We start from the raw sequence: 26,927 nt of genomic DNA on the forward strand, positions 1-26,927 counted from the left end.
TTAGAGCCTCCCACCGTCAATTTTAATGCCTTGACCTGTGATCATACTGCTTTCGTCGGCAGCTAAAAAAAGTGCCAAGTTAGCCACATCTTCAGGGGTTACTAACTTTTTAAGTGCCATGGCTTCCATCCACTTCACTTGCTCTTCTTTAGTAAACCAACTGGCTAATTGGCGGTCGGTGGCAACCCAACCCGGCAAGATAGCATTTACTCTTATGCCAAACTCACCATAATCGCGAGCAAGTGCCTTAGTCATGCCGATTAAGCCAGCCTTTGCTGTAACATAACCCGCCATTTGCGGCTGCCCCATAATGGCATTAATAGAGCTAAAATTAATAATACTCCCCGCGCCTTCGCTTTTCATAAAAGACATAGCAACTTGCGAGGCAAAAAACGCCGGATTTAAGTTAATTTGTAGGCATTGGTCCCAATCTTGGACAGTAACATCTTCACTGGCTTGGCGGCGGTCGTTGGCTACATTGTTTACCAGAACATTGATAGCCCCTAGTTCAGCGCATGCATCTACCAAAGATTGCTGCAAAGCATTTGAGTCGGTAACATCAACCTGTCTAAACCATAATTTAGCGTTAGGCAATGAGGCAATAAGAGATTGAGCAGCGTCGTTATTAATATCTATAAAGGCTATTTTGGCAGACTGAGCGGCAAATGCTTTTACCATTGCTCGGCCAATGCCTGAAGCCCCCCCAGTAATAAAAACAACTTTGCCAGAAATACTGGGGTACTGAGCGTGATTATTCAAATGCGTTTCTCCATAATACAAACTGCTTCTCTTAGTACTTATAATTATTTGCTAAAGAGATTACTATTACAGCTGTGTTAAAATACTTGCCTTTAGCAAAGTTTATAACATATCCTTTCGTACATTAATATGATATATGATATATAATAAAGCAATAACTCACTCGGATACCGCTCAATGAAAAGCCAACCTCGTCAAAACTTAACACAACAATTAACCCATGATTTAGGCTTTGCAATTGTGCGTGGCGTATACCCAGTTAACGAAGGCCTGCCCTCAGAAGCTGACCTATGCGTAAAATACGATGTGAGTCGCAGTGCCACGCGCGAAGCAGTCAAAATGCTCTCTGCTAAGGGCTTAATATCTTCTCGTCCTAAACAAGGTATTCGCGTACTGCCAGAGAGCAGCTGGAATATGTTTGACACCGACGTATTGCGCTGGATTTTAAGCAGTAAACCGTCACTTTCTTTATTAAAAGAGTTTACACAAGTACGTGTAGCACTTGAGCCACAAGCTGCCGCCTTAGCTGCTGAAAATGCCAGCGCCGAACAACTTGCTGAAATAGACAACGCACTTGCCCGTATGGCCGATGCAGATCAAGGATTAGATGACCCATTAGAGGCAGATATTGCTTTTCATACTAGTATTTTAGTGGCCAGTAATAACCGTTTCTTTGTGCAGTTAACAGAATTTATTAGCACCGCGCTGCGCGTAAGTATTCGCTATACCAATCATATTAAAGGTGTGCCAGGGGCAGACGTTGCAAAGCACGCTGACATTTTAGATACGATTAAATCGCGTAACCCGCAGCGCGCTAAACAAGCAGTAGAAACCATTTTAGAAGAAGCGCTTGAGCTGATTGAGTCTAAACTCGATTAATAATTTTTCGAGCAATTAAAAAGGGAGCTAATGAGCTCCCTTTTTACTGCTTGCTATACTTTAGTAAGCTCAAAAATAAGTGATGTTTGCGGGAATGAAATTGGCATTTGTAGGCCAAATTCCATCAACGCTTCACCGGTAAATGTTTGTCCGTTAACAGCCGCAATAGATGAAGGACGGTATTCTTCAAATTTAACAGGCCACACTAAATTAAGTGTGTACTGCGTATCTGCATCTAAACCAACAAAACGAAGCTTATTAGGCGCAGTGCGCGGTGTTTCGCGTACACTGTTATACGCAAATAACGCTTTTGATTTTTGCTCGTTGATTAAACCAAAGTTAATTGATAAATCGTCACTATCTAGGCGATACAAATCGGCTGCATGAATAAAGTCACGGTGCTCTTTGTGTAGCGCAATAGCTGCTTTAAGCGCATTGTATTCGTGATCGGTCAGTTCCCGTGGGTCCATTTCAATGCCCATGTGGCCAAACAGTGATACCGCAGCACGCATTTCAATACTGACATTACGCCCTGTGATATGACAATCACGCGGGCCTACGTGTGCACCCATAACCGACGATGGAAAGAAGAAAGAACAACCACGTTGAATTTCAAGACGGTCAAGTGCATCGTTAGAGTCTGACGTCCATACACGATCTGTGTGTGCAAGCACGCCGTAATCTACACGGGCACCGCCTGATGAGCAGCTTTCAATTTCAAGGCCTGGGTGCGCCGCTTTAATGCGGTCAATTAAACGATACAGTGCCAGTGTTTGCTGATGCACTGCAGGCTTGCCTGAGAAGTTACCCGCGTGGTTAATATCGCGGTTCATATCCCATTTAATGTACTTAATTGTTGGGTATTCAACTAAAATGTCATCAATCGCTTTGTATAGGTATTCAACAACCTCTGTACGCGTTAAATCAAGCACCAGCTGGTTTCTAAAGCTAAGTTGTTCGTTATTTTCTGAGCCTAATACCCAATCAGGATGAGCGCGGTATAAGTCACTGTCAGGGTTTACCATTTCAGGTTCAAACCAAATACCAAACTCCATGCCTAAACTGTTTACATGATCAATCACTGGCGATAGGCCGTCTGGATAAATTTCGTAATCTACTGTCCAATCACCTAAGCCTGCATAATCACCACGGCGGCCTTTAAACCAACCGTCGTCTAGTACAAAACGCTCAATACCTAATGGCGCTACTTTATCGGCTAATTGCTTTAGCGTGTCTACATCGTGGTCAAAGTAAATGCCTTCCCATGTGTTGTAATGCACTGGGCGTGTTTTTTCGCGCTGTGCTTGGCTAAGTAAGTTAGCTTTAACAAAACGATGAAAATTACGCGACAGCGCACTAAAGCCGTCGCTCGAAAACGAGCCATAAATACTTGGGCTTTGATACGTTTGGCCTTTGGCAAGGGTAAGCTCGCCAGGTAATAATAACTCACCCATTTGCACATAGCGGCGCCCTTCAGGTAGTAGCTCAGCGCGCAGCTTGTTATTACCGCTCCAACCTAGATGAAAGCCATAACATTCGCCCTGCTGCTCACCTGCACCTTCAGTGTGTACTAATAAACCAGGGAATACATCGTGCGAGGTTTTACCTTTACGGTTTTCGCGTACAAAGCTGCCGAGCACTAAATCAACCGATTGACGTTGGAATTCGTTTGACCAACGTCCTTCAAAGCTTACTAGCTTGTTCATGCTATCGGGTAATTGGAACGTGGGTGCGGCGCAAAAATTAACGCTTAGCGGTGCCTCATTTAAATTAGTTAAAACCGTATGCGCACTTAGCACATCGGTGTGGCTATCAAGCGTAATGCTGTGCACAACTTCAATACCGCGAAGCTCATCTACGCTTACAAATTCAAGGGTTGACTGTGAAGGCTGGCGAACTTCTTTAAGCTTTGGCCCAACTGACCAAGCAATAGTGTCGTTGCTCAACTCTAAGCCAGGTGCACCAGTAAAACCTTCACCTAATAGCGGAGAAAGAGAAATAGGTGCTTCTTCAACCACGGCACATTTTACTTCCTGACGAGTCGCAAGCTGAGTTAGCATTGTTTCTGTTGTTTGCTCAGATAGGCGCTTACCAAAATAAAGTAATGCCGGTGTTTTGCTCTGGCAGTCGAAAATAACGGTGCTGTTTGCGCTGTCTAATCGAAAGAATGGTTTAATATCGGCCATGATTCTCCTGTCCTCTTTAATGAAGATGAGTTTAATACGCGAGTACATTATATGTGTGCTTACTCGCCGCTTACTGCATCAAATTGCAGTCAGTGATTTTAAAATAATAGTATATATCATACAAATTACTTTTAGATAGTGTTTACGGTGTAATTTAGCCAATATTATTACTGGCTGTACCAGTCATTAACTTAAACAGCGGTTAAAAAATTTAATAACACCTTCAGCAATATTTATTTAGCAGACTTTCAGCCAGAGCAATTCTGTAATATCTCTGCGTAGTTAGCGCTCAAAGTCGCAACGAGTGATAGGTGGATTTTCTACGTGTAGTGTAGGTTAATTTAATAAATAAAAATCGGCCTAAGTTACCTTAGGCCGATTTAGTAATGTGTTAACTGGTAATAAAAAGTAATGTAACTTTTTACTGCTGGTTATTTTGGTGCGTGCACTTGGGGCGTATCTTCAATAACGGGAGATTTACCCGACCACTGTGCATTTAAACCAAACACTACTTTATTAACAGTTAGCGCAAAGGCTACACAAACAATAAGTGTAATTGGCATTAAGTGAATATAGTGTAGTTCCGTATGTAGCGGCGAGTTTTCAAATGTCAGCATGCCATACATAACAACACCTAAAATAACCGCGGCAATACCTGCACGCGCATCCACATTTTTAAACAATAAGCCCACGACAAAAATTGAGAATATAGGCATACTTAATAAGCCGTTTAACTGTTGTAGTAAGTTAATAATGCTGTCGGCTTGCTGGTAAATAGGCACAAGCACAAGCGTTAAACTAGTAAGTAACAACGTAACGTAGCCACTTAGCTTTACTACACTTGGTTCTTTATTAAAGTATGCTTCGTGAATATCACATACATATAATGCAGTTGCAGAGTTTAATAAGCTGTTATAAGTAGAAAGCACTGCTGCTGCCATTGCTGCAGCAAACACACCCGTTAACCATGCGGGCATTACGTCTCCTACAATTCGGCCATAAGCTGCATCGCCAATGTCGCCATACAGTTTGTACGAAATAATACCCGGTAGCACCACAATTGCCGGAACAATTAAAAAGCGAATACCCGCTGCTGCAAATATCCCTTTTTGCGCTTCTTTAACGTTTGGCGCAGCCATTGCACGCTGGGTAATGGTTTGGTTAGTTCCCCAGTAATACATTTGAATAAAGATCATACCGGTTAAAAGCGTAGGCCATGGGATTGGCGAGTCATCGTCACCAATAAGGGTTAAGCGCTCTTGTGGAATGTCGCTAAAGTCGTAATCAATCGCATTAAGCGCTAAAAATACAACCAGTATTGCCATACCTAGCACTAACAACCCATTATAAGTATCTGATACAGCAACCGCGCGTAAGCCTCCAAAAAATGCATAAATAGCGCCTACCAATGCAAATGCGGTCGCTATGTACATTAGCGGAATATCAACTTTAAACATGGTTTGCATAAATAGCGCACCAGAATATATAACCGCAGGCATGTAAATTAGTGCGTTACCTAAAAAGAATAAGCCACCAATAACAGCGCGAATATGCTTATTGTTGTAGCGTTTTTCTAACAGCTCCGTGGTGGTTGTACAGTTATATTTGTAATAAACGGGAATAAATACTTTGGCTAAAATAATAAGCCCTAAAATAGCCGCTAATTCCCACCACACGAGCAAAGCCATTTGATTGCCATTCATGCCCACCAGCTGGTCGGTACTTAAATTTGTGAGTGTAATTGAACCTGCAACAAACATCCAAGTAAGGCCACCGCCCGCTAAAAAATACTCTTTTGTTTGATTATCACCACTATTACGGTTTTGGCCTCGGCACTTCCAATATGTAAGCCCACCAATTAAGGCGGTTACAAAGAAAAAAACCACCAACTGCAAAATGTTGTCTGACATGTGTGTGTCTCCAGCGCGTTAAACGCAATGTCTGTCTATGTGAACGTATTAGCCTATGAAGGCTAAATAATAAATTGCACCTTACAGTGCGTGAGCATCTCGACTTAGTTCTAACTTAATTTGCTTTAATGGCATAAGTTCAGGATGCTGGTTATGACGCTTTACTAACGCATTTAACTGAAACAACGAAATAAGCATGCTGTTAAGTACGCTTAGGTAACCTTGTTTGTGTAAATTGGCAATGGTATCGCTGTCTAAAGTTTGCAGTTTATCTTCATCAACAGTGCTCAAACCTTGAATAGTTTGCGCATCGCCTTGTCCAAACTGCAAAACAATATCTATGTTTTTGATAAGCCCTAAGCGGGCAATTTCTTGGGTAAATTGATACGTTTGGTAATCATTTTTTAAATCGTTTTCTAGTAGCTTTTGCTGCGCACTTAAATACAGGCTTGGGTTGCCTTTGGCATCAAATAGCGGCTCGCCTTGCTGCGTGTTAACGGCTGAGCTTTGCTCATCAATAGCAATAAAGTAATCACTGCTATTTGCCTCACGAGTGAGTAAATAAAGCGGCTGGGTTTGCATGCACACAGGCGTATAAAGCGCTTGCCATTGATTGTTACTCACAAATAAACTTTGCTGAGCACTAAAGCTGGTTAAGCCCGAGATAGTGTAGCTGCCGTTGTGTGCATTACGCGCTAAAAAAATAGGTAAATCGCAGGCAGCTTTTGCTACTTCGTTTGCACGTAGATTGACTAAATGCTGTGTTTTTGCGTATTCAACACCCGCATTAGGGTTAATTTTTATTGTTTGGTGTTGAGTATTTGATAGTTCACTAATTGCCATAGTTACACATCCTTAAACTGGGTTAGCCGCAAGCCACTGCTCAATATAAGCACGGTGAGGCGGCAACGTTTGCAACATCTGCTGTGTAAGCTGGCTGTTACGTTCAATTATTTGGTTTGCTTGCGCATCGTTTGAGTACAAATACGCTTGCTTAGTAAAGTCGGGCTTAAAGCCCATACCGTATAAAACATACTGGTAACTGGCGGCAGGAAATAGCTCTAATGCGCCATGAAAATCTTGAATAAGTGGCCCACGTGCGCCCCAAAGCAATAAGTCTTCTTGTAAGCTTTGCGGAATGCTTTGCGGTTGTACGTGCGCTTGCCAATAAGGCTCTGGACGCTTAGTTAGCATGTAATGTAGTTTTAAAAAGTCGATAATACGCTGCCAGCGATAATCCATTTGCTCATTAAAGCGCTTTGCAACTATTGGCATTACTTGGGTATCGGCTGGCATATGCTCTGCAACAAAGCGAGAGGAAATTTCAACCAACATAATGGCGGTTGCCTCAAGCGGCTCTACAAACCCTGCCGACATCCCCACTGCAACACAGTTTTTGTTCCAAAACTTTTCTCTGTAACCCGACTCAAAACTTATTTTTCGGGCGGTTAAGCCTTTAGCAGCATCACCTAAATAGTTACGTAAGTTTTGCTCGGCTTCTTCATCTGATAAGAACTTGCTTGAATATACATGCCCTACTCCCCGGCGATGCGTTAGGCCTATATCCCAAATCCACCCAGCATTTTGTGCGGTGGCAATGGTGTGACTGGCCAGTGACTCATCGCCTTCTTCGTAGGGGACTTGCATAGCTAGGGCGCTGTCGTTAAATAATACGTGGTCCATTTTTTTAAATGGCACGTTAAGGGCTTGGCCTAATAACAGCGATGAAAAACCCGTGCAGTCTATGTATAAATCGGCGTTTATGGTGCGGGTTTGATCTTTTAAGGTAAGGGTGTTTATAGCCCCGCTTTCATCAAGCTTTACCTGATCAACGGTGCCAATAATATGCTCAATGCCTAGTTTGCTCTTACAATGTTGCTTTAATAACTCCGCAAAGGCACCGGCATCTAAATGATATGCATAATTACAATTAGCTTGATACTCGCCTTGTGCAATGCCTCTTGGAGCTAAGTTTGCTTCGCAAATATCGTGCTGAAAATTAGTTTGCTGAGCAAAGTTTTCAACATTATCTAAATAGGGGGCTAAATCTATACGGCCGTAACCTAGCGGTACCGTAAAGGGATGGTAGTAAAAATCGTTGTTGCCATGCGTCCAGTTTACAAATTTACCGCCTTGTTTAAAGGTGGCATTACAGGCTTTAAATACGTCCACTTCTCGCAAACCAATTTGCTGAAGCGTGTTTTTCATCGTGGGCCAGGTACCTTCACCTACACCAATTGTTGGAATATCAGATGATTCTACCAACATCACTTTTAAGCCATCACCCTTATTACCTTGGTGATACGAAGCGATAATTGCAGCGCTCAGCCATCCTGCTGTACCGCCACCAATTACGGCGATTGTTTTTATTGCTTTATTCATAACGGACTACTCTTTGAGTACTTTATTGATAACCGATTAGGCAACAAATGCCCTTTCGGGCATTTGTTTAAATTAGTCTCATTTTGTGCAAATTAGCTACTAACTTTATTAGTAACAGTACTTATTATGCACTGCAATGAAAACTAAGAGGCAATCGCTGCCTCTGCTATCAATTAAAACGTACCGCGAATACCAAACGCGTAACGTGAGCCATTATCTTCTACAGAGTAGATTTGATTAGCAAAACGGCCCGTTTGCACTAGCTCTTCTTCAGTAATGTTGATGCCTTCGGCAAAAATAGTGAGGTTTTCGTTGATATCGTAGCTTGCACTAATATCCCATTGACCGTACGTTTCTACGTTCACTGGTTCGCCGTTAAAGCCGTTATCAACTAAGCGTAAAAAGCCTTCACGGTTGTTAAATGCAACACGTGCCTGCCAATTATCTTGCTCGTAAAACAATACTAAGTTTTGCGAATCACCTAAGCCTTCAAGGGCAAATGTTTGTGAAGTATCAGAGCCAACACTAATGTCGCTATCTACTACTGTGGCATTAGCAATAAAACCAAAGCCGTTTTCAAACATATGAGTTACACCGATTTCGTAACCCGTTACCGTTGCAGACTCACCATTTTGCGGGCGGCTCACAGTGTAAACTTCTGAGCTACCGTTAAGCTCGGCATCGGTTTGGTCAGTACAGGTTGTACACGCAAAATCAGGGCCTGTACGGTCAGTCATGTCGTATGTTTCGTCGCCGGTTAGGGTAACAATAAAGTCATCCACTTCTTTACTAAATACGGCAAAGCTAAATAAGTTAGCATCGTTGTAATACCACTCGTAAGAGATATCCCAGTTTTCAGACTGGAACGGCTTAAGAGCTGGATTACCACCACTTGCTGTTAAGTTTTGACGACGAGGCTCGTTAAACGTGGTCGCAGGTGATAACTGTGACATAGTAGGACGAGTAATACTGTCGTACGCTGCAAAGCGTAAAATCATGTTGTCTTGCAGTTCAAGCTTAACGTTAAACGACGGAAGTAAGTTTGAGTAACTTGTCCCTTCTTTAATGTCTGTTGCCGGGCCAAATACGTTTTGGAATAAAGTGGCATCAGAGGTAGGAATAACATCACTGATAAAACTTTGTACAGCAGCTACTTCAATATCTGTTTCTGAGTAACGTGCACCCATGTTAACTGTTACTGGCATATCAGCTAGGTCAAAACCAATGGTAAAGTCCATGTAAAGGCTAGTGATATCTTCGTTAATTGTGTAACGGTTATTTTGTAGTGTTGGCTCAACAGGGAAACCTTGATCAGCTAGGTAATCAAGCATTTTGTCGCCGTCGTAGCTATAAAATGTATCGATTAAACCTGGGAAGTAGTTACTTGCTGAATACGCTTCAAAATCAATTTCATCAAGTGGTGCTTCAGTGCCGTAACCACAAAATTGACATTGGCTACCAAAAATTTGGAAGCTTGATTTTTCACGTTCTTGACGATATGCACCAAAGTTAATGCGATCAACTGGGCCTTTATCTGGTACGTATTCAAAATCGGCTTTAATTTCGGTAATTTCATCTTCATCAGTAAACTGGTTACCAATTTCGTTGTAGTGAAGACGCGCAAGGCTTGCATCTGGCAGCGAGCCATTTTCAAAGCCATCATGCTGTACGGTAGGAACGCTACCAGTGCCATCAAAGCTGTAGCTGTTAATAATACCCACTACGTTAAAGCGGTCGTTACCTGCACGGTCGTTTTCAGCTGTTGAGCGAGACACGTCAAATTTTGCTTTTAATGACTCGTTTACTTGCCAGTCAACGTTAACGCCAAACGCTTTGTTAGTTACATCACGCGAGTTACGTGTGTGCGATACAAAGTCGGTTGCTGGGTTGCCACTGGCGTTACCTAAACCTACTTCTTGCGTAAAGGTAAGCAAGGTGCCCGTTTCTGGGTCGATTGTTGCGCTACCTACGCGGTCTGGTTCAAACCAAGACGCTAAATCGCGCACTGATGAGTCCACTTCAAATTTTGAAATTAAACCATCTACGGTAATAGTAATATCGTCAGACGGTGCATATTGTAATACTAAGCTTGCATTGGTACGTTCGCGGTCTTGCTCATCTACAACTTGGTCCCAGTTACGTGGGATGTATGCATTGTCGTATAACACGCCATCTTGTGGGTTTGAAATTGTTTGTCCACCGCGCCAACCCGCCGTTAAAATTTGGTTGTTTTGCAGCTTACGTTGTTGGTTAGTGATGGCAAAAAGCACACCAAGCTTGTCGTCGTTAAACGTATTACTTACTAAAAATGAAGCCGATGGCGATACTTCTTCAGAAAGGCTTTCGTACATACCTTTTACTGAACCAATTACGTGTAAGCCACCAAAATCGAATGGACGGGCTGTGGTTACGTTAACCGTACCCCCAATGCCACCTTCTTGAAGCGTTGCACTGTTACTTTTATAAATATCTGCACCGGTGATTTGATCTGCTGCTAATACATCAAAGTTAAATTCACGACCCGCGCTGTCTGTTGCAATTTGACGACCATTTACAAGGACCGTATTAAATTGTGGACCAAAACCACGAATGGTTACTGCTTGCCCTTCACCACCACTACGGTCAATGGCTACACCTGTGATACGTTGCAAAGACTCTGCGACGTTTAAATCAGGAAATTTACCAAGATCTTCTGCTTTAATCCCATCGGTTACAACATTAGATGCTTTTTTATCTAACATTGATGAACGTAAGCTGCTGCGAATACCCGTTACTGCGATAACCTCAACATCCTTATCTACTGTCGGTGTGTCGCCTTCAGCGCCTTGAGCTGCAACGTTACCGCTTGCCAATATGCCTGTAATAGCAATACTGAGTGCGGTTTTCCTGTTGAACGATAACTTATTGTTAATTATCATTTTTTAAAAACTCCTGATTGTGTGTAGTCATTTTGTTGTTGTGCGGTGTGTATAGCTTCAAATACTATTTATAATATAAATACTTTAAATTGAGCAAAAGTGCAACCTTTTCCTTAATTATGGCTATCTTTTTGTTACGTGTATTTTTCTTTTTGTTTTCTTTAATTTAACAGTGGAATTAGTACGTTATTGTGTAAATGAAAAAATTATTTGCTGAGAATATTCTTCATCCGGCAATAAATTAGCTTTAGGGAAATCGCTTCTGTTTGCTGCATTAGGCCAGTTTTGTGCCTCTAAGCATACGGCCTGGCGGGCTTTAAACGGGGAGCCTACAAAATTTGCTGTATAAAGCTGCATACCAGGTTGGGTACTTTTAAGGGTTAAATTAACACCCGTGTGTGGCGAGGTTAATATAGCCATAGTTTTTAAGCGGCTGTCACCACTAAAAATATAGCAATGATCAAAGCCACTGCCGGCATTAAGTTGCGCATGCTGTGCACACAATGCATCGCCAATGCGCTTAGGGTTGGTAAAATCAAAACAACTGCCCGAACCATCTTCATGATGGGCAAGCGGTATGCTGTTACTATCGATAGGTAAATAGGTTGCGGTATTTATTTGCAGCAGGTGATCGTTAATACTCTCACTGCCTTCAAGATTAAAATAGCAGTGGTTGGTAAAGTTAACGAGGGTTTCTTTATCGGTTTTGGCTTTATAAGAAAGTATAAGCTCACCGTTACAAGCGGTTATGGTTTGCCAAACGTGTAATTGACCAGGAAAGCCTTCTTCACCATCTGCCGAGCAATAATAAAGCTCCACTTCATTACTGTTTTGTTTAGTGACTTGCCACAGTACTTTATTAAAGCCTTTTTCGCCGCCATGTAAGCTATTTGGGCCATTATTTGCTTTAAGTTGGTACTCTGTGCCTGATAATACAAAATGTGCGTTTTCAATACGATTTGCGTAGCGCCCGACTGTTGCACCTAAATAAAATGGGTTTTCTAAATAATACTGTGGGTCGCTCACTGCGAGCGTCATCTCTTGGTTATTAAACTTTATGCTTTTGATAATAGCGCCAAATGGCAATATTTCCGCAGTTAAGCTATTACCATCGCTAAGCGTTATCACCTCTAACGGTTTATTGCCAGTTGTAGATGCCACATTCATTCTCCATAAACTACCTGCTCAACAGTACCTGTTATAGCGGTGCAACAATATATAATATAAATAGTATATAAGTGAGGAGCGTAACTCAATCAAAATACGTTAAAAAAACAGCTATAAAAATTTACAGCTGTCGCTTGTGGTTTACATAACCGCTCCTCGTTGCGTGGAGTACATACACCTAGTTAAATTAGGTGCTCGTTAAGTGCTGCGACTTCTGCCTCACTTAAATTTTGCTTAGCTTTGTTTTTAAAGTTATAACGCACTAATACCGTTTTACCCACAACACAGCATTTACCTTGCTGCCACGCCTCTTGCTTAATGGTAAAAGAGCTATTTCCTATATGCTCTACAGAGGTTTTGACAGTGACTTCGTGGCCATAAAATAACTCCCCTACAAACGATGCTTCTATTTTAGCGATGATCAGTTTCCAGTCGTGTGGGTTTAGATCGGGAGTAAAAAATTTAAAAATAGGGACACGTGCGGCTTCAAACCATACTGGTAGTACGGTATTGTTAATGTGTCCGAGTGCATCTGTTTCGCTAAAGCGCGGCATCACTTTTTCAATAAACATAAAAATCCAAATAATAACTAAATAAAAAGGTAAATCATGACGGACTTTATCCACGTTATTGATAACGCGTTAAGCGATGATTTTTGCGATAATTTTATTACCACATTCTCTAACAGCCCGCATGTAAAACAAGGTGTAACTTCTGGTGGTGTGGACTTAAAAAAGAAAGACAGCCACGACCTACAACTAAACGCTTACCCAGAATACGCACAACAATTAAAGCATATTCAGCAAACCACTGCACAGCATGTTTTTAACTATGTAGAAGCCCACTTTTTTATGTTAATTGGCGTATTTGGCTTAAAAGTTTACCACCCAAAAACGGGGGATGTGGTGGATTTAACACAGGATAACTTTGACGAAGTGGGCAAACCCCAACTCTCTGTGCTGGTACAGCAAATATTTAGACTTGGGAACATTCAGGCGCAAAAGTACGAAATAAATAAAGGCGGCTACCCTTACTGGCATAGTGAAGTGTATCCACAACTACAACATAATGAAGCGCTGCACCGTGTATTATTATTTATGTTTTATTTAAACGATGTAGAGGAAGGTGGCGAAACAGAGTTTTATTATCAAAAACGTAAAATTGCGCCTAAAAAAGGCACTATGGTCATTGCCCCTGGCTACTTTACGCACACCCATCGAGGTAATAAGCCGGTTTCGAACGATAAATATATATTAACGTCATGGGTGCTATTTAATCGTGCAGAGCACATATACGGTACACCTAAGAGCTAGCTCCTAAGTAATCAACCAATAAAAAAGCCATAAGGTTTTTACTTATGGCTTTTAAAATACTTGCTGGATAAGGCTTTAGCCCAATAGCTCATCAAATAAATCAAATAACTTATCTAGCTCTTCGGTAGTGTTATAATGCATACAACCAATACGCACTACACCGCCTTTATCAAGCACACCTAATTGCTTACATAAGCCTTGTGCATAAAAATTACCATCCCACACACAAATATGCTGTTTGCCTAAAAACTCAGACACCTCACGCGGCTCTAACCCTTCAAAGGTTAAAGCAAATGTAGGCGTACGTCCGTTTAAGCGCTCAAGGTCATCAATGCCAAATAGCTTAATACGCGGGTAATTTACTAAACGCGTTAAAAAGTACTCACTCAGCGCCATTTCGTGCTGCTTTGTTTTAGCAAACGCCGCAGTTAACTTTTCACGGCGTGTATGGCTGTCGTCAAGTTCGCTAATTGCAGCAATGTAATCTACAGCGGCAATAAAACCAGCTAACGCTTCAAAGCTTTGCGTGCCTGTTTCCCATCTGCCTGGTGCTACATCTTTAGCTGGTTCTACTTTGTAAGGCGTAAAACCTTCAAGATGCTGCGTTTTACCGTACACCATGCCTAAGTGAGGGCCAAAAAACTTATACGCTGAACAGGCCAAAAAGTCGCAATCTAGGGCCTGCACGTCAACAAGCTCATGCGGTGCATAATGCACGGCATCAACGTACACTAATGCGCCTACAGCATGAGCAAGCTCTATAATACGTTTTATATCGTTAATAGAACCTGTGGTATTTGAAGCATAAGTAACAGCCACTAGTTTAGTATTTCTGTTTAATAAGCTTGCAAACTGCGCCATATCTAAGCTGCAATCAGCCTCGTTAATTAAAGCTGTTTGAACTTTAACGCCTTTATCTTGCGCTGCTTGCTGCCATGACGATACATTTGAGAAGTGATCAGCGTTAGTCACAATAATCTCATCACCGGCTTGCCAATCACGCGAAATAGCGCGACTAAAGCTAAAGGTAAGGCTGGTCATGTTAGGGCCAAACACTATATTTTGTGCACTTGGCGCATTCAGTAAGTCGGCCGCTGCTTGGCGCGCATTGGCCATTAACTCAACGGTTTTATCACTTGAAAAAAACGCACCGCCTAAGTTTGAGTTGTAATGCCCTAAATAAGCAGTCATTTCATTTAGAACAGACTGAGGTACTTGAGAGCCACCTGGACCATCTAAAAATATTGGCGATTTACCATCAACAGTTTGTATTAATGCAGGAAACTGCTCACGTAATTGCGCTATGTTCATGAGCACTCCTTAAGAGGTAAGTACAAAACAATCCAGGTAACCTGGCTTGCTTGCATCTACTTTGTTCATTGGCGTTGCATTGTGCCAAACTTGACGGTCGTTTATTAGTGCAAACATGCCGTCTTTAATTTCCATTTTAAAACACGGTTCGGCTTGCTTGTGTTCGTATACTAGCAGCTCACCGCCTTCTAGGTTTTCGTGAGAAACACCACACACACAAACATGGTCAAAGCCATCTTGGTGCACGCCTTCAGGTGCCGCTGGCGTATCGCTATCAATAGCAAGCATTCTAAATTGATGTATTTCAATATCACGGCCTTCATCAATGCCGGTAAGCTCACAAAACTCACTTACAATGCTTTTCATACCTTCTGACTCAAGTAAGCTTTGCTCTAAGTTTTCATAAGTACGCTCAACATTACCCTGAAAGGTATTGATAGAATCGTCTTGAACAAATGCTTTGGCAGCTTGTAGTTTTAGCTCACCATTTTGAAATTTAATTACCGAGTAACGACGCTTACGAAATTCACCATCTGCATATGGATTCGCAGGTAGGTTATCAAAAGAAGGCTTAACCAAATCAATATTTGCTTGGTTAATAAAACGTAGTTGCAGTAAATTCTGGTTGTTTAATGCAGTCATAAAATCTCGCTTAAAATAATGAGAATATTAAAAGAGATTTTAATGCATGTGTGGAGGATTTTCTGAGCATAAATTGGGATGTAAAAGATTAAAAGTTAAATTTTAAGATCTAAAACTCTAGTTTATTGAAAATTTAATTCAAAAAAATTGGCTACACTGCGTAGCCAATTTATTAAATTTAATCACCGCTCTAATTTTAGCCCGAAACTATAGAGCGTATTCACTCCATTAGTTCAAATGCGATATTAATATCGCAGCTTTGCGCCAAATAATGAACCGTGTATGTATTGTCTTCTAAAACGCCATCACACCCGCTTATAGACTCTAATTTATAGCCTGCATTTGCAGAAATATTAAAAGTTAACGTATCGCCATGAAAGCTTGTGTAGTTTTCAACGCCGTTATTTACTACACCATTACCATCTGAATAAACTGTAACATCATACCTTGGCTCAAAAATCGTAAAGGTCACCTCTTCTTGACTTTGACATGCTGTACCTTGTAAATACTCACAAAGCACTATCTCATCACGATCATTTGAAATAAATTCAATCACCTTGCTTTGACCGTCTTGCTCGTAGGTAAACTTACCTTCGAGTAATTCAAGTGATGTAACTTTAATATCGTTTTTCCAAAGCTCGTACCCATCCACATAGTAAACTCCCCACTTTACGAAGTTCTCACCACTGTGCTCGTAAATTTCAAAAGGGATTTCATGCTCATAAAACTTATCAGCCCTTGTATTTTCAATATAGTTCTCAAAGTAAAGTGACGCATAAGAAAAATTTTCTTCTCCCGTATTTGTATCAAAAGCTCTAGATACACGCTCAACCACTTGGTAGTCATCATTGCGATTAATAAGCCTATAATCCATTGTGAAGTCAATCAAACACGTCTCTAAAGTCAAATCACAATCGGAGCCGTATGTTCCTGTTAGTTGGTCATACTTTCTGCTTCGACTAAAGTTTCCTTCTTTAAACTCACCTTGAATGGAGCTTGTAAAAAAGGTGAAGAACACTTGGCCATCTTCATATATTTGTAGCTCATCCCAAATGGTCTCTAAGTCATGGCCTTCTTTAAATAAATGACGCCCAGTAAAGTTACTCGGGGTAATTTCTTGCTCTTCTTGCCTTACCATTATGGCAACATTTATTTGCTTTTCATCTTCATACTGGCTTTGCATAATTACTTGATAGCCAAGGTCTATATCCTTAGTAATATAGATATCTTCAACGCTATCAGAAGTCGTAATTTTAAGTCCTACTGCTGTTTGCTGCCAAGAAAAGCTTTCTGTTTGCGCTTCATCTATAGTATCGACTACGCTACCTGTTCCATCATCATTTAGCAGTAATTCCTTAACGGTACTTTCAGATGGGATATCTAACGACCAACTACCAACCAAATCGCTTGAGGTTAAATCAATTTGAGGCACTACTGAATCAAATAACTTAACATAGCTATCACTGTGCCACTCTTCAACTAGTTCCTCGTTACGAAACTTACTTAAACTTTGCGTCATTTGGTACCAGCCGTTACCTAAATCGAAACGTTCCTTTAGTACAATACTGGTCATTACATCTTTACGTCTAACTTCTACTTGAGTGCCATTTTCAACTTCATACGCAACACTTTCATTTAATACATACTCATCAGAAAAATAAACTCTAATTTCGTCAAAATATTTAGACCAAGTGATCGCAACCTGGTTATTGCCAGTAAATGCGCCCTCTTCATTTTCATTAAGCTCTAATTTGAACGAGGTAGAGGTAAAGTAATCAGGATTATTAATTAAAAATTGCCCTGATATTGTTTCTGGCTTTTCCACAAAGGTCGCATTAATTTCGCAGTCACTGTGTCCACTAAAGGCAATATAATATTCTCCCTCAATATAACCTTCGCATCCCTCTATTGAGTCAACTTCATAGCCCTCATTAGGCGCTATATTAAAACCGACCAGCTGAGCAAAAGGCACCTCTTGAACTGCTGGCTGTAGTTGACCAAAATCATTAGATACAGCTGTTAAAGTCACTCGTGGGTTTTTAGATTGATAGACTGTTTTATCGTTCTGTGTACAGCTACTACCTTGTTGGTAATTACAAATAGTGTATGTTTCACCATCACCACTAACAATTTCAAAAAGCCATGTTTGCGAATTTTTTTGATATTCAATGACACCTTCATTTAACTGCGCTTCATACTCGATACCATCGATTGTTATCGTAAATGAGCCGTCATCGTAATTTACCCTGATTCGATCTTCTATTACTTGCTCGCCAGTACTTTTATAAAGATTAAAATTGCTTTGTAATAAGTAGGGCGTAAACTCAGAATAGCTTAGTTCTTTACTGTACTGATAAATAAGTAAACCTTTTTGGATATCATACATATCCCCGTCAGGAGAAAACCATTTGAACTCTCTTAGTAAGTAATATTGACTGTCTTCTACTGCAATGATGTCATGGGTTACTTCGCCGCTTAAGTAACAGGTTTCATCGAACCCTTCACAACTGCTCACAGTATAGCCATTATATTCATAGCGGCGCCTAGTTAGTTTTCCATCCTCAAAAACCCCTTGGTAAGACGTTGTGCCGAGCCCTAACATTATTGTGCCATCGGCAAACACGTTCATATCATAAAGTTGTGCCGTACCAACAAAGCCTTGCCAACGCCCAACTAAATCGTCATTCGATAAAGACACCGCTTCTCTTTTTATCATTAAGCCATATTGGCTATCAGCTGGGTCGGCTGATGTAGTATCTAATGAAACTAGCTGATAGCCTGCTTTTAGATCTTTAGTAAACCAAAAATTTGTTGTTCCAACGCTACCGTCTTCATCATAGGTCACTTGTAATTTATTATTAGTCAGCTCCCACTCAAACGGGGCCGAATTATCACTTAAAACAACGCCTGTACCATCCTCGTAAAAAGCAATAGTCTCTAGGTGGCTAATGAAATTACGGCTTTCTGTTCGCTCCATTTCCCACTCACCGACAATATCTTCGACGGTCAAACTTAAGGTTTTACTTTTAAGAATAAGGTTGGTGGTTTGTATTTCTTGTTTGTTACGCGCTTCAATGCTGTTTTCGTAGACTGTAATATCACTTTTAATATCTATTGTTTTAAAAACATCGTTTTCGCCGAGTACTTGCAACGAGAATGAATTTAAATGCTCATCATAAACAGTTTCAACATCGTCTTCGACTTGGGAGTATTTATTAATAAGTACAGGAGACTGTAAATTAACTTCAATTTTACCACTTACTTCTTCCCACGTTACTGAGCTACCCGTAACTGCATGATAGTGACCAGTGCCATTTTCGTTTAAGGTTAAGTGGCTAGCGGGATTTGCATAATAACGCGGAGAATTAATTATATATTCACCAACCAACGGCTCTTTTGAGCCTGTTACTAAATCTTCATCTTCTTTAATTTCGGTTTTTGTTTGCTCTATTAAATCGGGATCTTGCTCATTAACGTCCTCTTCAAACTGCTCTGCTGCTTCTTCGTTAGTTACTAAATCTAGAGTGCTCTCTACGCCCTCAGGCAGCTCGTAATTAGGGTTATCTACAATAATTTTAATCAGGCTCGCCAGCTGTACTTTTTCATCTGCATCAACATTTAAAAGTGCATTATCTAGCTCATCTTCACTTGTCGGTTCATCACCGCCTCTTACAATCAGTGCATACTCTGCTGTTGTCACGTTAGTAGTGTTAACGCCAAAGTTTTCATCGCTGTCTAAAATGCCATCATCACCTGCCTGCGTAGCTAACTTTTTAACAGAGCTAAGCTGAGAGATAAATTCAACCCCAGGATTTAAATCATCCCGCCCTTTAGCTTTAACTTTTACTAGGGTTTGTTCTAGGGCTTCATCGACATCTAATACTATTGTGTAGACACCATTTTCATCTGCTGTCGCTGAATAAACTTCATCACCTATTATTATTTCTACACTTGCATAACTAATTGTATTATCGGTGATTAAGCCATTAAGCGTAACGGCCGTTGAGTTGCGTTTAATTAATACTTGATGAGTAGCGCTTGTTGTTGCTCCATCATTATCCTCTACAGTCACTGTAAAATTAACGGTTACATCTTCTGTAATGTCGGGTGAAAGATAAGTGATTTCATTTGAGTTTGGGTTTTGTGCGCTGAGGTTTAAAGTGGAATCGTGCTGCCAATAATAATTCACTATTTGCCCGTCAATGTCTAAAGCGCTGGCAGTAAGTGAAAAACTGGTTTTTTCTTGTATTTCTCCTTGCCCAGAAATTGCTACAGAGGGAGCTAAGTTTACAATTTCGTCGCTATCCTCATCTTTATCAAAACTACAGCCTGATACTAAAAAGCACGCACTCACAGTACTCGCTATTAGTTTTAATCGGCAGTTACTTTTATTTTCCATTATGTGCTCCGATAGTTATTTAATGCGGAGCAAGAAAATACTTGTTGATTGCTCCCTCAATCATTAACAAATGTTATTATCATTTATAGTTGTTCATTTTTTGTTAATTATCAACTTTATTTGCTGATTATTATTCCAACTATTGATTTTTTGGGCTTAACTGCTGAAAGTATTAAAATTTATTTAAACCAATAAAAAAACCCGCCTAAGCGGGTTTTTTAAAACAGATTTAAATTATACAGCTTGCTGAATAATTACGTTGTCTGCTTTTTTAGTGTACTGAGGCATACGGTGGAAGTTCAAGTAACGGTATGTATCTGCAGCCGTTGCATTGATTTTCTCTGCGTATTCTTGGTACTCAGCAGGTGTAGGTAATTTACCTAAAATTGCCGCAACAGCAGCAAGCTCAGCTGATGCTAAGAATACATTTGCGCCTGTACCTAGACGGTTAGGGAAGTTACGTGTTGAGGTAGAAACAACCGTTGCTTTATCAGCAACACGTGCTTGGTTACCCATACACAGTGAACACCCTGGCGTTTCGATACGCGCACCAACACGACCAAAGATACCGTAGTAACCTTCGTCAGTTAGTTGGTCTTTATCCATCTTCGTTGGTGGAGCTACCCAAAGTTGCGTTGGGATACGACCAGTAAAGCCATCTAGTAATTTACCCGCAGCACGGAAGTGACCAATGTTAGTCATACAAGAACCGATGAATACTTCGTCGATTTTCTCGCCAGTAACATCAGAAAGTAAACGCGCATCATCTGGGTCATTTGGAGCACAAAGGATTGGCTCTTTAATTTCTGCTAGGTCGATTTCTACAACGTGCTTGTACTCTGCATCAGCGTCAGCTTCCATAAGTTCTGGGTTTGCTAACCATTCTTGCATTGCAGTAATACGACGCTCGATTGTACGTACATCGCCGTAACCTTCAGAGATCATCCACTTAAGCATAACAATGTTAGACTCAAGGTATTCGCTGATAGACTCTTTAGAAAGCTTAACAGTACAACCTGCTGCTGAACGCTCTGCTGATGCATCTGATAATTCAAACGCTTGCTCAACAGTTAAGTGCTCAACACCTTCAATTTCTAGTACGCGACCAGAGAATTCGTTGATTTTACCTTTTTTCTCTACTGTTAATAAGCCTTGCTTAATACCGTAGTAAGGGATTGCGTGTACGAGGTCACGTAAAGTGATACCTGGCTGCATTTCACCTTTAAAGCGAACCAAAATAGACTCAGGCATATCAAGTGGCATAACACCTGTTGCTGCTGCGAACGCTACTGCACCTGAACCCGCTGGGAACGAAATACCTAATGGGAAACGTGTATGTGAGTCACCACCGGTACCTACAGTATCTGGTAATAACATACGGTTTAACCAAGAGTGAATTACACCGTCGCCAGGGCGAAGTGAAACACCGCCACGGTTCATGATGAAATCAGGAAGCGTATGGTGAGTGTTTACGTCAATTGGTTTAGGGTAAGCAGAGGTATGACAGAATGACTGCATTGTTAAATCTGCAGAGAAACCTAAACATGCTAAGTCTTTAAGCTCATCACGTGTCATAGGGCCTGTAGTATCTTGCGAACCTACAGTGGTCATTTTTGGCTCACAGTATTGGCCTGGGCGAATACCTGCTACGTTACATGCTTTACCAACCATTTTTTGCGCTAGTGTAAAGCCTTTATCAGACACTTCTGTTACTGCTGGTACTTTAAATACGTCAGTCGCACCTAAACCTAAAGAGGTACGTGCTTTGTCTGTTAGACCACGACCAATGATTAGAGGAATACGGCCGCCGGCACGTACTTCATCTAAAATAACGTCTGATTTAAGTTCAAAAGTAGAGATAACGTCATCAGTACCGTGGCGCTTAACTACACCTTCGTATGGGTAAATATCAATTTGATCACCCATATTGAACTCATCAACATTTAACTCAATTGGTAACGCACCCGAATCTTCCATTGTGTTGAAGAAAATAGGCGCAATTTTGTTACCTAAACATACACCACCCACGCGCTTATTAGGTACGTATGGGATGTCATCGCCCATAAACCAAAGCACAGAGTTGGTTGCCGATTTACGAGAAGAACCCGTACCTACAACGTCACCTACGTATGCAAGCGGTAAGCCTTTCGCTTTTAACTCTTCTAACTGTGAAATTGGACCAACTTCACCTGGTTTTTCAGGGTTAATACCGTCGCGCTCATTTTTCAGCATAGCTAAAGCATGAAGCGGAATATCTGGACGTGACCATGCATCTGGTGCAGGTGATAAATCATCTGTATTTGTTTCACCCGTTACTTTAAATACTGTAACAGAGATTTTTTCAGCAACGGCTGGCTTGTTAGTAAACCACTCTGCATCTGCCCAAGATTGGATAATCTTTTTAGCGTGCTCATTACCTGCTTTTGCTTTTTCTTCTACGTCGTAAAATGCATCAAACATTAATAATGTGTTTGATAGACCTTTTACAGCGATAGGCGCAAGTGTTTCGTCATCAAGTAGCTCAATCATTGGGGCGATGTTGTAACCACCTAGCATTGTACCTAATAATTCTGCTGCTTTTTCTTTAGATACTAATGGAGATTGTGCTTCGCCTTTAGCAACTGCCGCTAAAAAGCCTGCTTTGATGTATGCTGCATCATCAACACCTGGTGGTACACGGTTGACGAGTAAATCTAAGATGAACTCTTCTTCGCCCGCTGGTGGGTTTTTAATTAGTTCAATAAGATCAGCCGTTTGCTGAGCATCTAATGGCGCTGGTACGATACCTAACGCGGCACGTTCTTCTACGTGTTTACGATATTCTTGTAGCACAATATTGCCCTCTTGGTGACGTGAAAGTATTCGGTAGCGCCTCATGCGCAAAAAAAGTAACCCAATACTTATAGTATTCTAACGCGGGATTATAAAGCTTTTATGTATAGATGAAAATCCATCCAGCTAAGCAACTGATTATACCGACTATAAATATTATGAATAGTGGTGAGCGCAAATTCTATTTTCGTGAATGTTTGTTAAGTAATAATCATTCTTGTTTAATCTGATTAATATTGCATATGCTGTTTTAAAGGCATAAAAAACCCAGCACTAAGCTGGGTTTTTAAAATAAAGTAAGTAACTATTAACGCTTAACTTTTACACGTTCAATAGATTTTACATGTGCTTCTACACGACGGTTTTCAGCGTGAGCTTCTTTCGTGTTAGCTGTATTTTTAAGACGTTCTTCACCTAGACCAACAGTTGTAATGCGATCTTCAGCAATACCATCTTTAATTAGCTCTTGTGCTACATCATCAGCACGCTTTTTAGAAAGCATCTTGTTGTAGTTTGCATTACCTACCGCTGACGCGTGGCCTTCAAGTAGTACAGTTGTATCTTCGTGCTCTTTTAAAAACTCAGATACTGATGCAATGTCGTCAAAGTAACGTTGACCAACTTGTGCAGAATCATGTGGGAAAGTAACTAATAAGCTAGTTGTTACTTCACGGTCTTCGTATAAAGTACAGCCATCGCCATCAACAGCGTCTGTCATTGGCGTATTAGGACACTTATCATCTTTATCTAAGATGTTATCGTTATCGCTGTCTTTAGGTTCAACAGGAACCTCTACCACTGTGGTAGGTGCTGGTTCTACCGGCTGTGCAGGCATAGAATTTTGGCCAAATAAGTAGTTAATACCAATTTTAGCGCCTACATCTGTGTAACCTTTATCAAGACCTTGATATACCGCAGTTTCAGCGTTTACGAAAAAGCCATCAGTAATAAAGTGTTGGTAACCAACACCTGCGTTTAAGAATGTGTTGTCATCTACTACGTCCATTTCTTTAATACCGAATAGACCGTAGAAAGGACCGCCGTCAAGGTGGTAAAGTGCATCAATACCGTAACGCTCGCCGTCGATATTATTACGATTGCCCGCAGCTTTATCGAACGCGTTAAAGTCCATATCTGCATACTCAAGGCGAGCGCTCCAGTAATCGCTGAAACGGTAACCTGCTTCTACACCCCAACCAGTTGACTCGTTTACGTCAAGGCCAGCTTGAGCGCGCATGTTTTCCCATGACGCATCATAGTAGTCACCAAATGCACCAATATAGAAACCTTCTTCTTTATCAGCAGCGAATGTAGACGCGCTAGTTGCAGCTAACGCAATTGCAATTGTAAGTGATTTTAATTTCATTGTTTTCTTCCCATTTTAACAACTTAGAAAATTGTAGCTAATCAATACTAGCTCAACCAGTTTTGTACACACTACCCGAGCTTTTGTTAATCGATACTTAACGAAAAATAAAGTTTATAAATTTTTTCAACGATCTACAGGCATTCCAACCACCAATTGTAGGTTAAGTAAAAATTTTTACCTAATCTGCAATTAATAAATTAGGGTAATTTATAAATAGTTACTGTTCGTGAATGCGCACAATACCATTGAGCGCCTAACTGCTCAATCATTGTACACTGCATTATTTAAAAATGACTATTTATAATCAAAAACTTACAATTAATTACAATACTTAAGTACCGCAAAAAGTTTGATAGCCCTTGTCATCTTTACCTGTCTCTTGAAAGCGGGCTAAATTAGCTGTTTTATCATAGGGCTTACTCATCACCGTTAAGAAGTCGCTTAGCAGATCGCTCTCGCCGTATTGATTATATTGTGCAAGGATTTCTTCGACGATGTGATTACGTGGAATAACCCTTGGGTTGGCCGCTCTCATTAGGTTGTAGCTGTTTCCATCACACCTTTTTTGCCATAACTGGGCCCATTGCGTTAATTCATCTGGCACTTTGCCACCATTTAGTGACTCGGTAAGGGCATCAAAGGTATTGGTATAATCGAGCTTATGCTCTTGGAATAACAATAATAACTTACTTACAAGCTCCACATCGTCTTCGTTATAACCTGCTAAGCCTAATTTTTGTGCCCACATTTGATTATATTGCTCGTTAAATAACGTAGAAAACTGATTAATTAGCGGCGTCATTAAACTTACAGCTTGTTCGTCATCTTCATCTATCAGCGGTATTAGGCTTTCGGCTAAACGCGCGCAGTTCCAACTTACAATATTTGGCTGATTACCATAGGCATACCGACCTTGCTTATCAATTGAGCTAAACACGGTATCAAAATCAAAGGTATTCATCATTGCACACGGGCCGTAGTCGATAGTTTCGCCGCTTATCAAGGTATTATCAGTATTCATAACGCCATGAATAAAGCCCACTCGCATCCAGCTAATAACCAGCGCTAGCTGACTATTTATAACGGCTGCTAAAAAGTCTAAATAGCGCTGAGCCCCTGCTGATTGAATACTTGGGTAATGGCGTTCAATGGCTAGATCAGCTAGTTTTTTTAATCCCTCTACATCCCCTTGGGTTGCTAAATACTGAAACGAGCCAACGCGAATATGACTACTTGCTAAGCGAGTCACAATTGCGCCTGGTTGCGGTGGATTACGATAAACAGCTTCGCCTGTGCCAACAACAGCCAAACACCGCGTGGTTTTAATCCCTAAGCCATGCATAGCTTCGCTCATAATATACTCACGGATAGCGGGGCCTAGTGCACATCGTCCATCGCCTCCTCTTGAAAAAGGAGTGGCCCCTGAGCCTTTTAACTGAATATCCCACAGCTGATTTTTATCGTCGCTAATAGCACCAAGCAAATGCGCTCGCCCATCACCTAAACGTGGTGAAAAGTGTCCAAACTGATGCCCAGAATAACCCAGTGCCACTGCCTTTACAGATTGCGGCTCGTTGCCTGCAAAAGTGCTAGCACGTAGCTGCGGCTCAACATCTAGATTAAATTTCTCAGCTAACGATGCATTCCACAATAGCAATTGCGGAGCAGCAACACTCGATGGGTTATCCTCTATTGCAAAGTTATCTGCTATGTCTTTGTATCTAGGCACTAATTTCATTATTAATCCTCTGCCTTTTGGCGTATGCCAACTCGGTTATCGCCAACGCTATAGGCCACAATTAAACTAAGTTCTTGCAGGCTTAAACCACTTTGCTTTTGCATTTCGTTAAAAAATGCCTGCGCTGCAGTGAGTGATTTTTTAGTTTGCAGCCCACCATCAATAATTTTATGTGCTCTTAGGTAACTTTCTACGTCTCGTGAAAGTAAAAACGTATCTTTACCGAGCGCTCTTAGGGCATACGGGCCGGTATTTCCACCTAATCGAGCGCCCTGTTTTTTTAAATGTGCCCACAAGCCAATAATATTATCTGTTGGCCACTCAGCAATAAACTTGCTAAAACTGCCATGTTCCTGAGCTATTTCGTGGATCATGTAAGCATTTTCAGGAATCGTTTTCACTTTTTTATAATTACGAATAATGCGCTCATCCGTTGCCTTTTGCTCTAGCATATCGGGCGGCATCATTAGTAATTTATCAACACTAAACTCCCAAAAAACCTCTCTAAAACCCGGCCATTTACTGTTTATTACCGACCAGTAAAACCCGCTTTGAAATACTTTTCGGGTAAATTCTTCAAGCCAATCGTCGTCACTTAATGCGCTTAATGCTTTTTTAGATAAGGGTTTTGCGAGTAATAACTTAAGCATTTTTTCAGAGCCTTTTCGCTCTACAGCTCGCTTATAAATATCGCTAAATTTTTCCATACTTATTAAATACCTCATCACTGCTCATAGGGTTAGTTTACGAGAAAAGCAGCCAATACGTAACCACCCACATTTTCGATGAACTAATCTGTATCCTGCAACTTGACACCTAGACGGCTAAAATGTTTTAATCGCCGCAATTACCCTATCTAAATTGTATTTTGTTAAACCTTTTGCGGTTAAACAAAATACAAAGGGCTAGAAGAGGTGCGTTATTCAGGTAGCGTATGTTAGGAGCGCAAACTCCAGTGAGCATATGTGAGGGGAATACCGCCGAGAGGTAAACGCTTTTGCGAAGCAATTACTTCGGGCGACTAGGTTGAATCCTAGCGACTGTCACCAATAGCTGTTTTAAAACAGCTTATTAGTTTGGTGGAGAGCTTCTGGTCTTAAATAATAAGGCCGTGCGCCCTAT

General features: G+C 40.9%; 17 protein-coding genes and 1 riboswitch. Of the genes, 2 read left to right on the top strand and 15 right to left on the bottom strand.

All coding sequences use genetic code 11. The annotated features are described in order from the left end of the window. Complete coding sequence (locus CWC17_RS03725; protein ID WP_055015617.1) at positions 1-759, bottom strand: SDR family NAD(P)-dependent oxidoreductase; 759 nt, start codon at positions 757-759, stop codon at positions 1-3. 177 nt (positions 760-936) lie between these two features. Between CWC17_RS03725 and CWC17_RS03730 the strand changes: the two genes are divergently transcribed. Continuing rightward, positions 937-1,638 (top strand): FadR/GntR family transcriptional regulator, encoded by a 702-nt coding sequence (locus CWC17_RS03730; protein ID WP_138541501.1) that lies wholly within the window; start codon positions 937-939, stop codon positions 1,636-1,638. Between the two features lie 53 nt (positions 1,639-1,691). On the opposite strand, the gene CWC17_RS03735 is transcribed toward CWC17_RS03730, so the two are convergent. The 7 genes from CWC17_RS03735 to CWC17_RS03765 form a co-directional block, all read right to left on the bottom strand. Then, positions 1,692-3,824 carry an alpha-galactosidase gene (locus CWC17_RS03735; protein WP_138612112.1) on the bottom strand — a complete coding sequence of 711 codons (2,133 nt, stop codon included), beginning with the start codon at positions 3,822-3,824 and terminating at the stop codon, positions 1,692-1,694. 431 nt (positions 3,825-4,255) lie between these two features. Then, entirely contained in the window at positions 4,256-5,734 is a 1,479-nt protein-coding gene (locus tag CWC17_RS03740) for an SLC5 family protein (protein WP_138612113.1), read from the bottom strand. 81 nt (positions 5,735-5,815) lie between these two features. After that, a complete protein-coding gene (locus tag CWC17_RS03745) occupies positions 5,816-6,577 on the bottom strand; it encodes a SapC family protein (RefSeq protein ID WP_138541504.1) in 762 nt (253 codons plus the stop codon). A 12-nt stretch (positions 6,578-6,589) separates the two neighbouring features. Beyond that, complete coding sequence (locus CWC17_RS03750) at positions 6,590-8,116, bottom strand: tryptophan halogenase family protein (protein ID WP_138612114.1); 1,527 nt, start codon at positions 8,114-8,116, stop codon at positions 6,590-6,592. A 173-nt stretch (positions 8,117-8,289) separates the two neighbouring features. Beyond that, a complete protein-coding gene (locus CWC17_RS03755) occupies positions 8,290-11,034 on the bottom strand; it encodes a TonB-dependent receptor (protein WP_138612115.1) in 2,745 nt (914 codons plus the stop codon). 186 nt (positions 11,035-11,220) lie between these two features. Then, positions 11,221-12,195 (bottom strand): aldose epimerase family protein, encoded by a 975-nt coding sequence (locus tag CWC17_RS03760; RefSeq protein WP_249935884.1) that lies wholly within the window; start codon positions 12,193-12,195, stop codon positions 11,221-11,223. 188 nt (positions 12,196-12,383) lie between these two features. Next, positions 12,384-12,773, bottom strand: a complete 390-nt coding sequence (locus CWC17_RS03765) for an acyl-CoA thioesterase (protein ID WP_055015625.1) — start codon at positions 12,771-12,773, stop codon at positions 12,384-12,386. A gap of 36 nt (positions 12,774-12,809) precedes the next feature. Between CWC17_RS03765 and CWC17_RS03770 the strand changes: the two genes are divergently transcribed. Then, the gene (locus CWC17_RS03770; RefSeq protein ID WP_138612117.1) at positions 12,810-13,514 is read left to right on the top strand and encodes a 2OG-Fe(II) oxygenase; all 705 of its coding nucleotides are present in this window, start codon (positions 12,810-12,812) and stop codon (positions 13,512-13,514) included. A gap of 75 nt (positions 13,515-13,589) precedes the next feature. Here the strand turns inward: CWC17_RS03770 and CWC17_RS03775 are convergent, their stop codons facing one another. The 7 genes from CWC17_RS03775 to CWC17_RS03805 form a co-directional block, all read right to left on the bottom strand. Then, complete coding sequence (locus CWC17_RS03775) at positions 13,590-14,825, bottom strand: cysteine desulfurase-like protein (RefSeq protein ID WP_138612118.1); 1,236 nt, start codon at positions 14,823-14,825, stop codon at positions 13,590-13,592. Positions 14,826-14,834: 9 nt separating this feature from the next. Continuing rightward, positions 14,835-15,467 (bottom strand): 2OG-Fe dioxygenase family protein, encoded by a 633-nt coding sequence (locus CWC17_RS03780; protein WP_055015628.1) that lies wholly within the window; start codon positions 15,465-15,467, stop codon positions 14,835-14,837. Positions 15,468-15,687: 220 nt separating this feature from the next. Beyond that, positions 15,688-19,866, bottom strand: a complete 4,179-nt coding sequence (locus CWC17_RS03785; RefSeq protein WP_138612119.1) for a PKD domain-containing protein — start codon at positions 19,864-19,866, stop codon at positions 15,688-15,690. A 234-nt stretch (positions 19,867-20,100) separates the two neighbouring features. Next, positions 20,101-22,698 carry a bifunctional aconitate hydratase 2/2-methylisocitrate dehydratase gene (gene acnB / locus CWC17_RS03790; protein WP_055017734.1) on the bottom strand — a complete coding sequence of 866 codons (2,598 nt, stop codon included), beginning with the start codon at positions 22,696-22,698 and terminating at the stop codon, positions 20,101-20,103. Positions 22,699-23,005: 307 nt separating this feature from the next. Beyond that, on the bottom strand, positions 23,006-24,064 hold the full coding sequence (locus CWC17_RS03795; RefSeq protein ID WP_055017733.1) for an OmpA family protein: 1,059 nt from the start codon (positions 24,062-24,064) through the stop codon (positions 23,006-23,008). Between the two features lie 334 nt (positions 24,065-24,398). Next, on the bottom strand, positions 24,399-25,805 hold the full coding sequence (locus CWC17_RS03800) for a protein adenylyltransferase SelO (RefSeq protein ID WP_138612120.1): 1,407 nt from the start codon (positions 25,803-25,805) through the stop codon (positions 24,399-24,401). Between the two features lie 2 nt (positions 25,806-25,807). Beyond that, a complete protein-coding gene (locus tag CWC17_RS03805) occupies positions 25,808-26,512 on the bottom strand; it encodes a DNA-3-methyladenine glycosylase I (RefSeq protein WP_138612121.1) in 705 nt (234 codons plus the stop codon). 194 nt (positions 26,513-26,706) lie between these two features. After that, positions 26,707-26,903, top strand: a riboswitch (Lysine riboswitch). Positions 26,904-26,927 lie beyond the last annotated feature (24 nt).

Source organism: Pseudoalteromonas sp. S3785, from assembly GCF_005887365.1.
In the GTDB taxonomy this organism is placed as follows: Bacteria; Pseudomonadota; Gammaproteobacteria; order Enterobacterales; family Alteromonadaceae; genus Pseudoalteromonas.

Coding starts and splice junctions, on each gene's coding strand:
- CWC17_RS03805 (WP_138612121.1), bottom strand. CDS start 26,512: ATGGAAAAATTTAGCGATATTTATAAGCGAGCTGTAGAGCGAAAAGGC.
- CWC17_RS03745 (WP_138541504.1), bottom strand. CDS start 6,577: ATGGCAATTAGTGAACTATCAAATACTCAACACCAAACAATAAAAATT.
- CWC17_RS03800 (WP_138612120.1), bottom strand. CDS start 25,805: ATGAAATTAGTGCCTAGATACAAAGACATAGCAGATAACTTTGCAATA.
- CWC17_RS03785 (WP_138612119.1), bottom strand. CDS start 19,866: ATGGAAAATAAAAGTAACTGCCGATTAAAACTAATAGCGAGTACTGTG.
- CWC17_RS03730 (WP_138541501.1), top strand. CDS start 937: ATGAAAAGCCAACCTCGTCAAAACTTAACACAACAATTAACCCATGAT.
- CWC17_RS03740 (WP_138612113.1), bottom strand. CDS start 5,734: ATGTCAGACAACATTTTGCAGTTGGTGGTTTTTTTCTTTGTAACCGCC.
- CWC17_RS03770 (WP_138612117.1), top strand. CDS start 12,810: ATGACGGACTTTATCCACGTTATTGATAACGCGTTAAGCGATGATTTT.
- CWC17_RS03775 (WP_138612118.1), bottom strand. CDS start 14,825: ATGAACATAGCGCAATTACGTGAGCAGTTTCCTGCATTAATACAAACT.
- CWC17_RS03765 (WP_055015625.1), bottom strand. CDS start 12,773: ATGTTTATTGAAAAAGTGATGCCGCGCTTTAGCGAAACAGATGCACTC.
- CWC17_RS03780 (WP_055015628.1), bottom strand. CDS start 15,467: ATGACTGCATTAAACAACCAGAATTTACTGCAACTACGTTTTATTAAC.
- CWC17_RS03750 (WP_138612114.1), bottom strand. CDS start 8,116: ATGAATAAAGCAATAAAAACAATCGCCGTAATTGGTGGCGGTACAGCA.
- CWC17_RS03795 (WP_055017733.1), bottom strand. CDS start 24,064: ATGAAATTAAAATCACTTACAATTGCAATTGCGTTAGCTGCAACTAGC.
- CWC17_RS03735 (WP_138612112.1), bottom strand. CDS start 3,824: ATGGCCGATATTAAACCATTCTTTCGATTAGACAGCGCAAACAGCACC.
- CWC17_RS03755 (WP_138612115.1), bottom strand. CDS start 11,034: ATGATAATTAACAATAAGTTATCGTTCAACAGGAAAACCGCACTCAGT.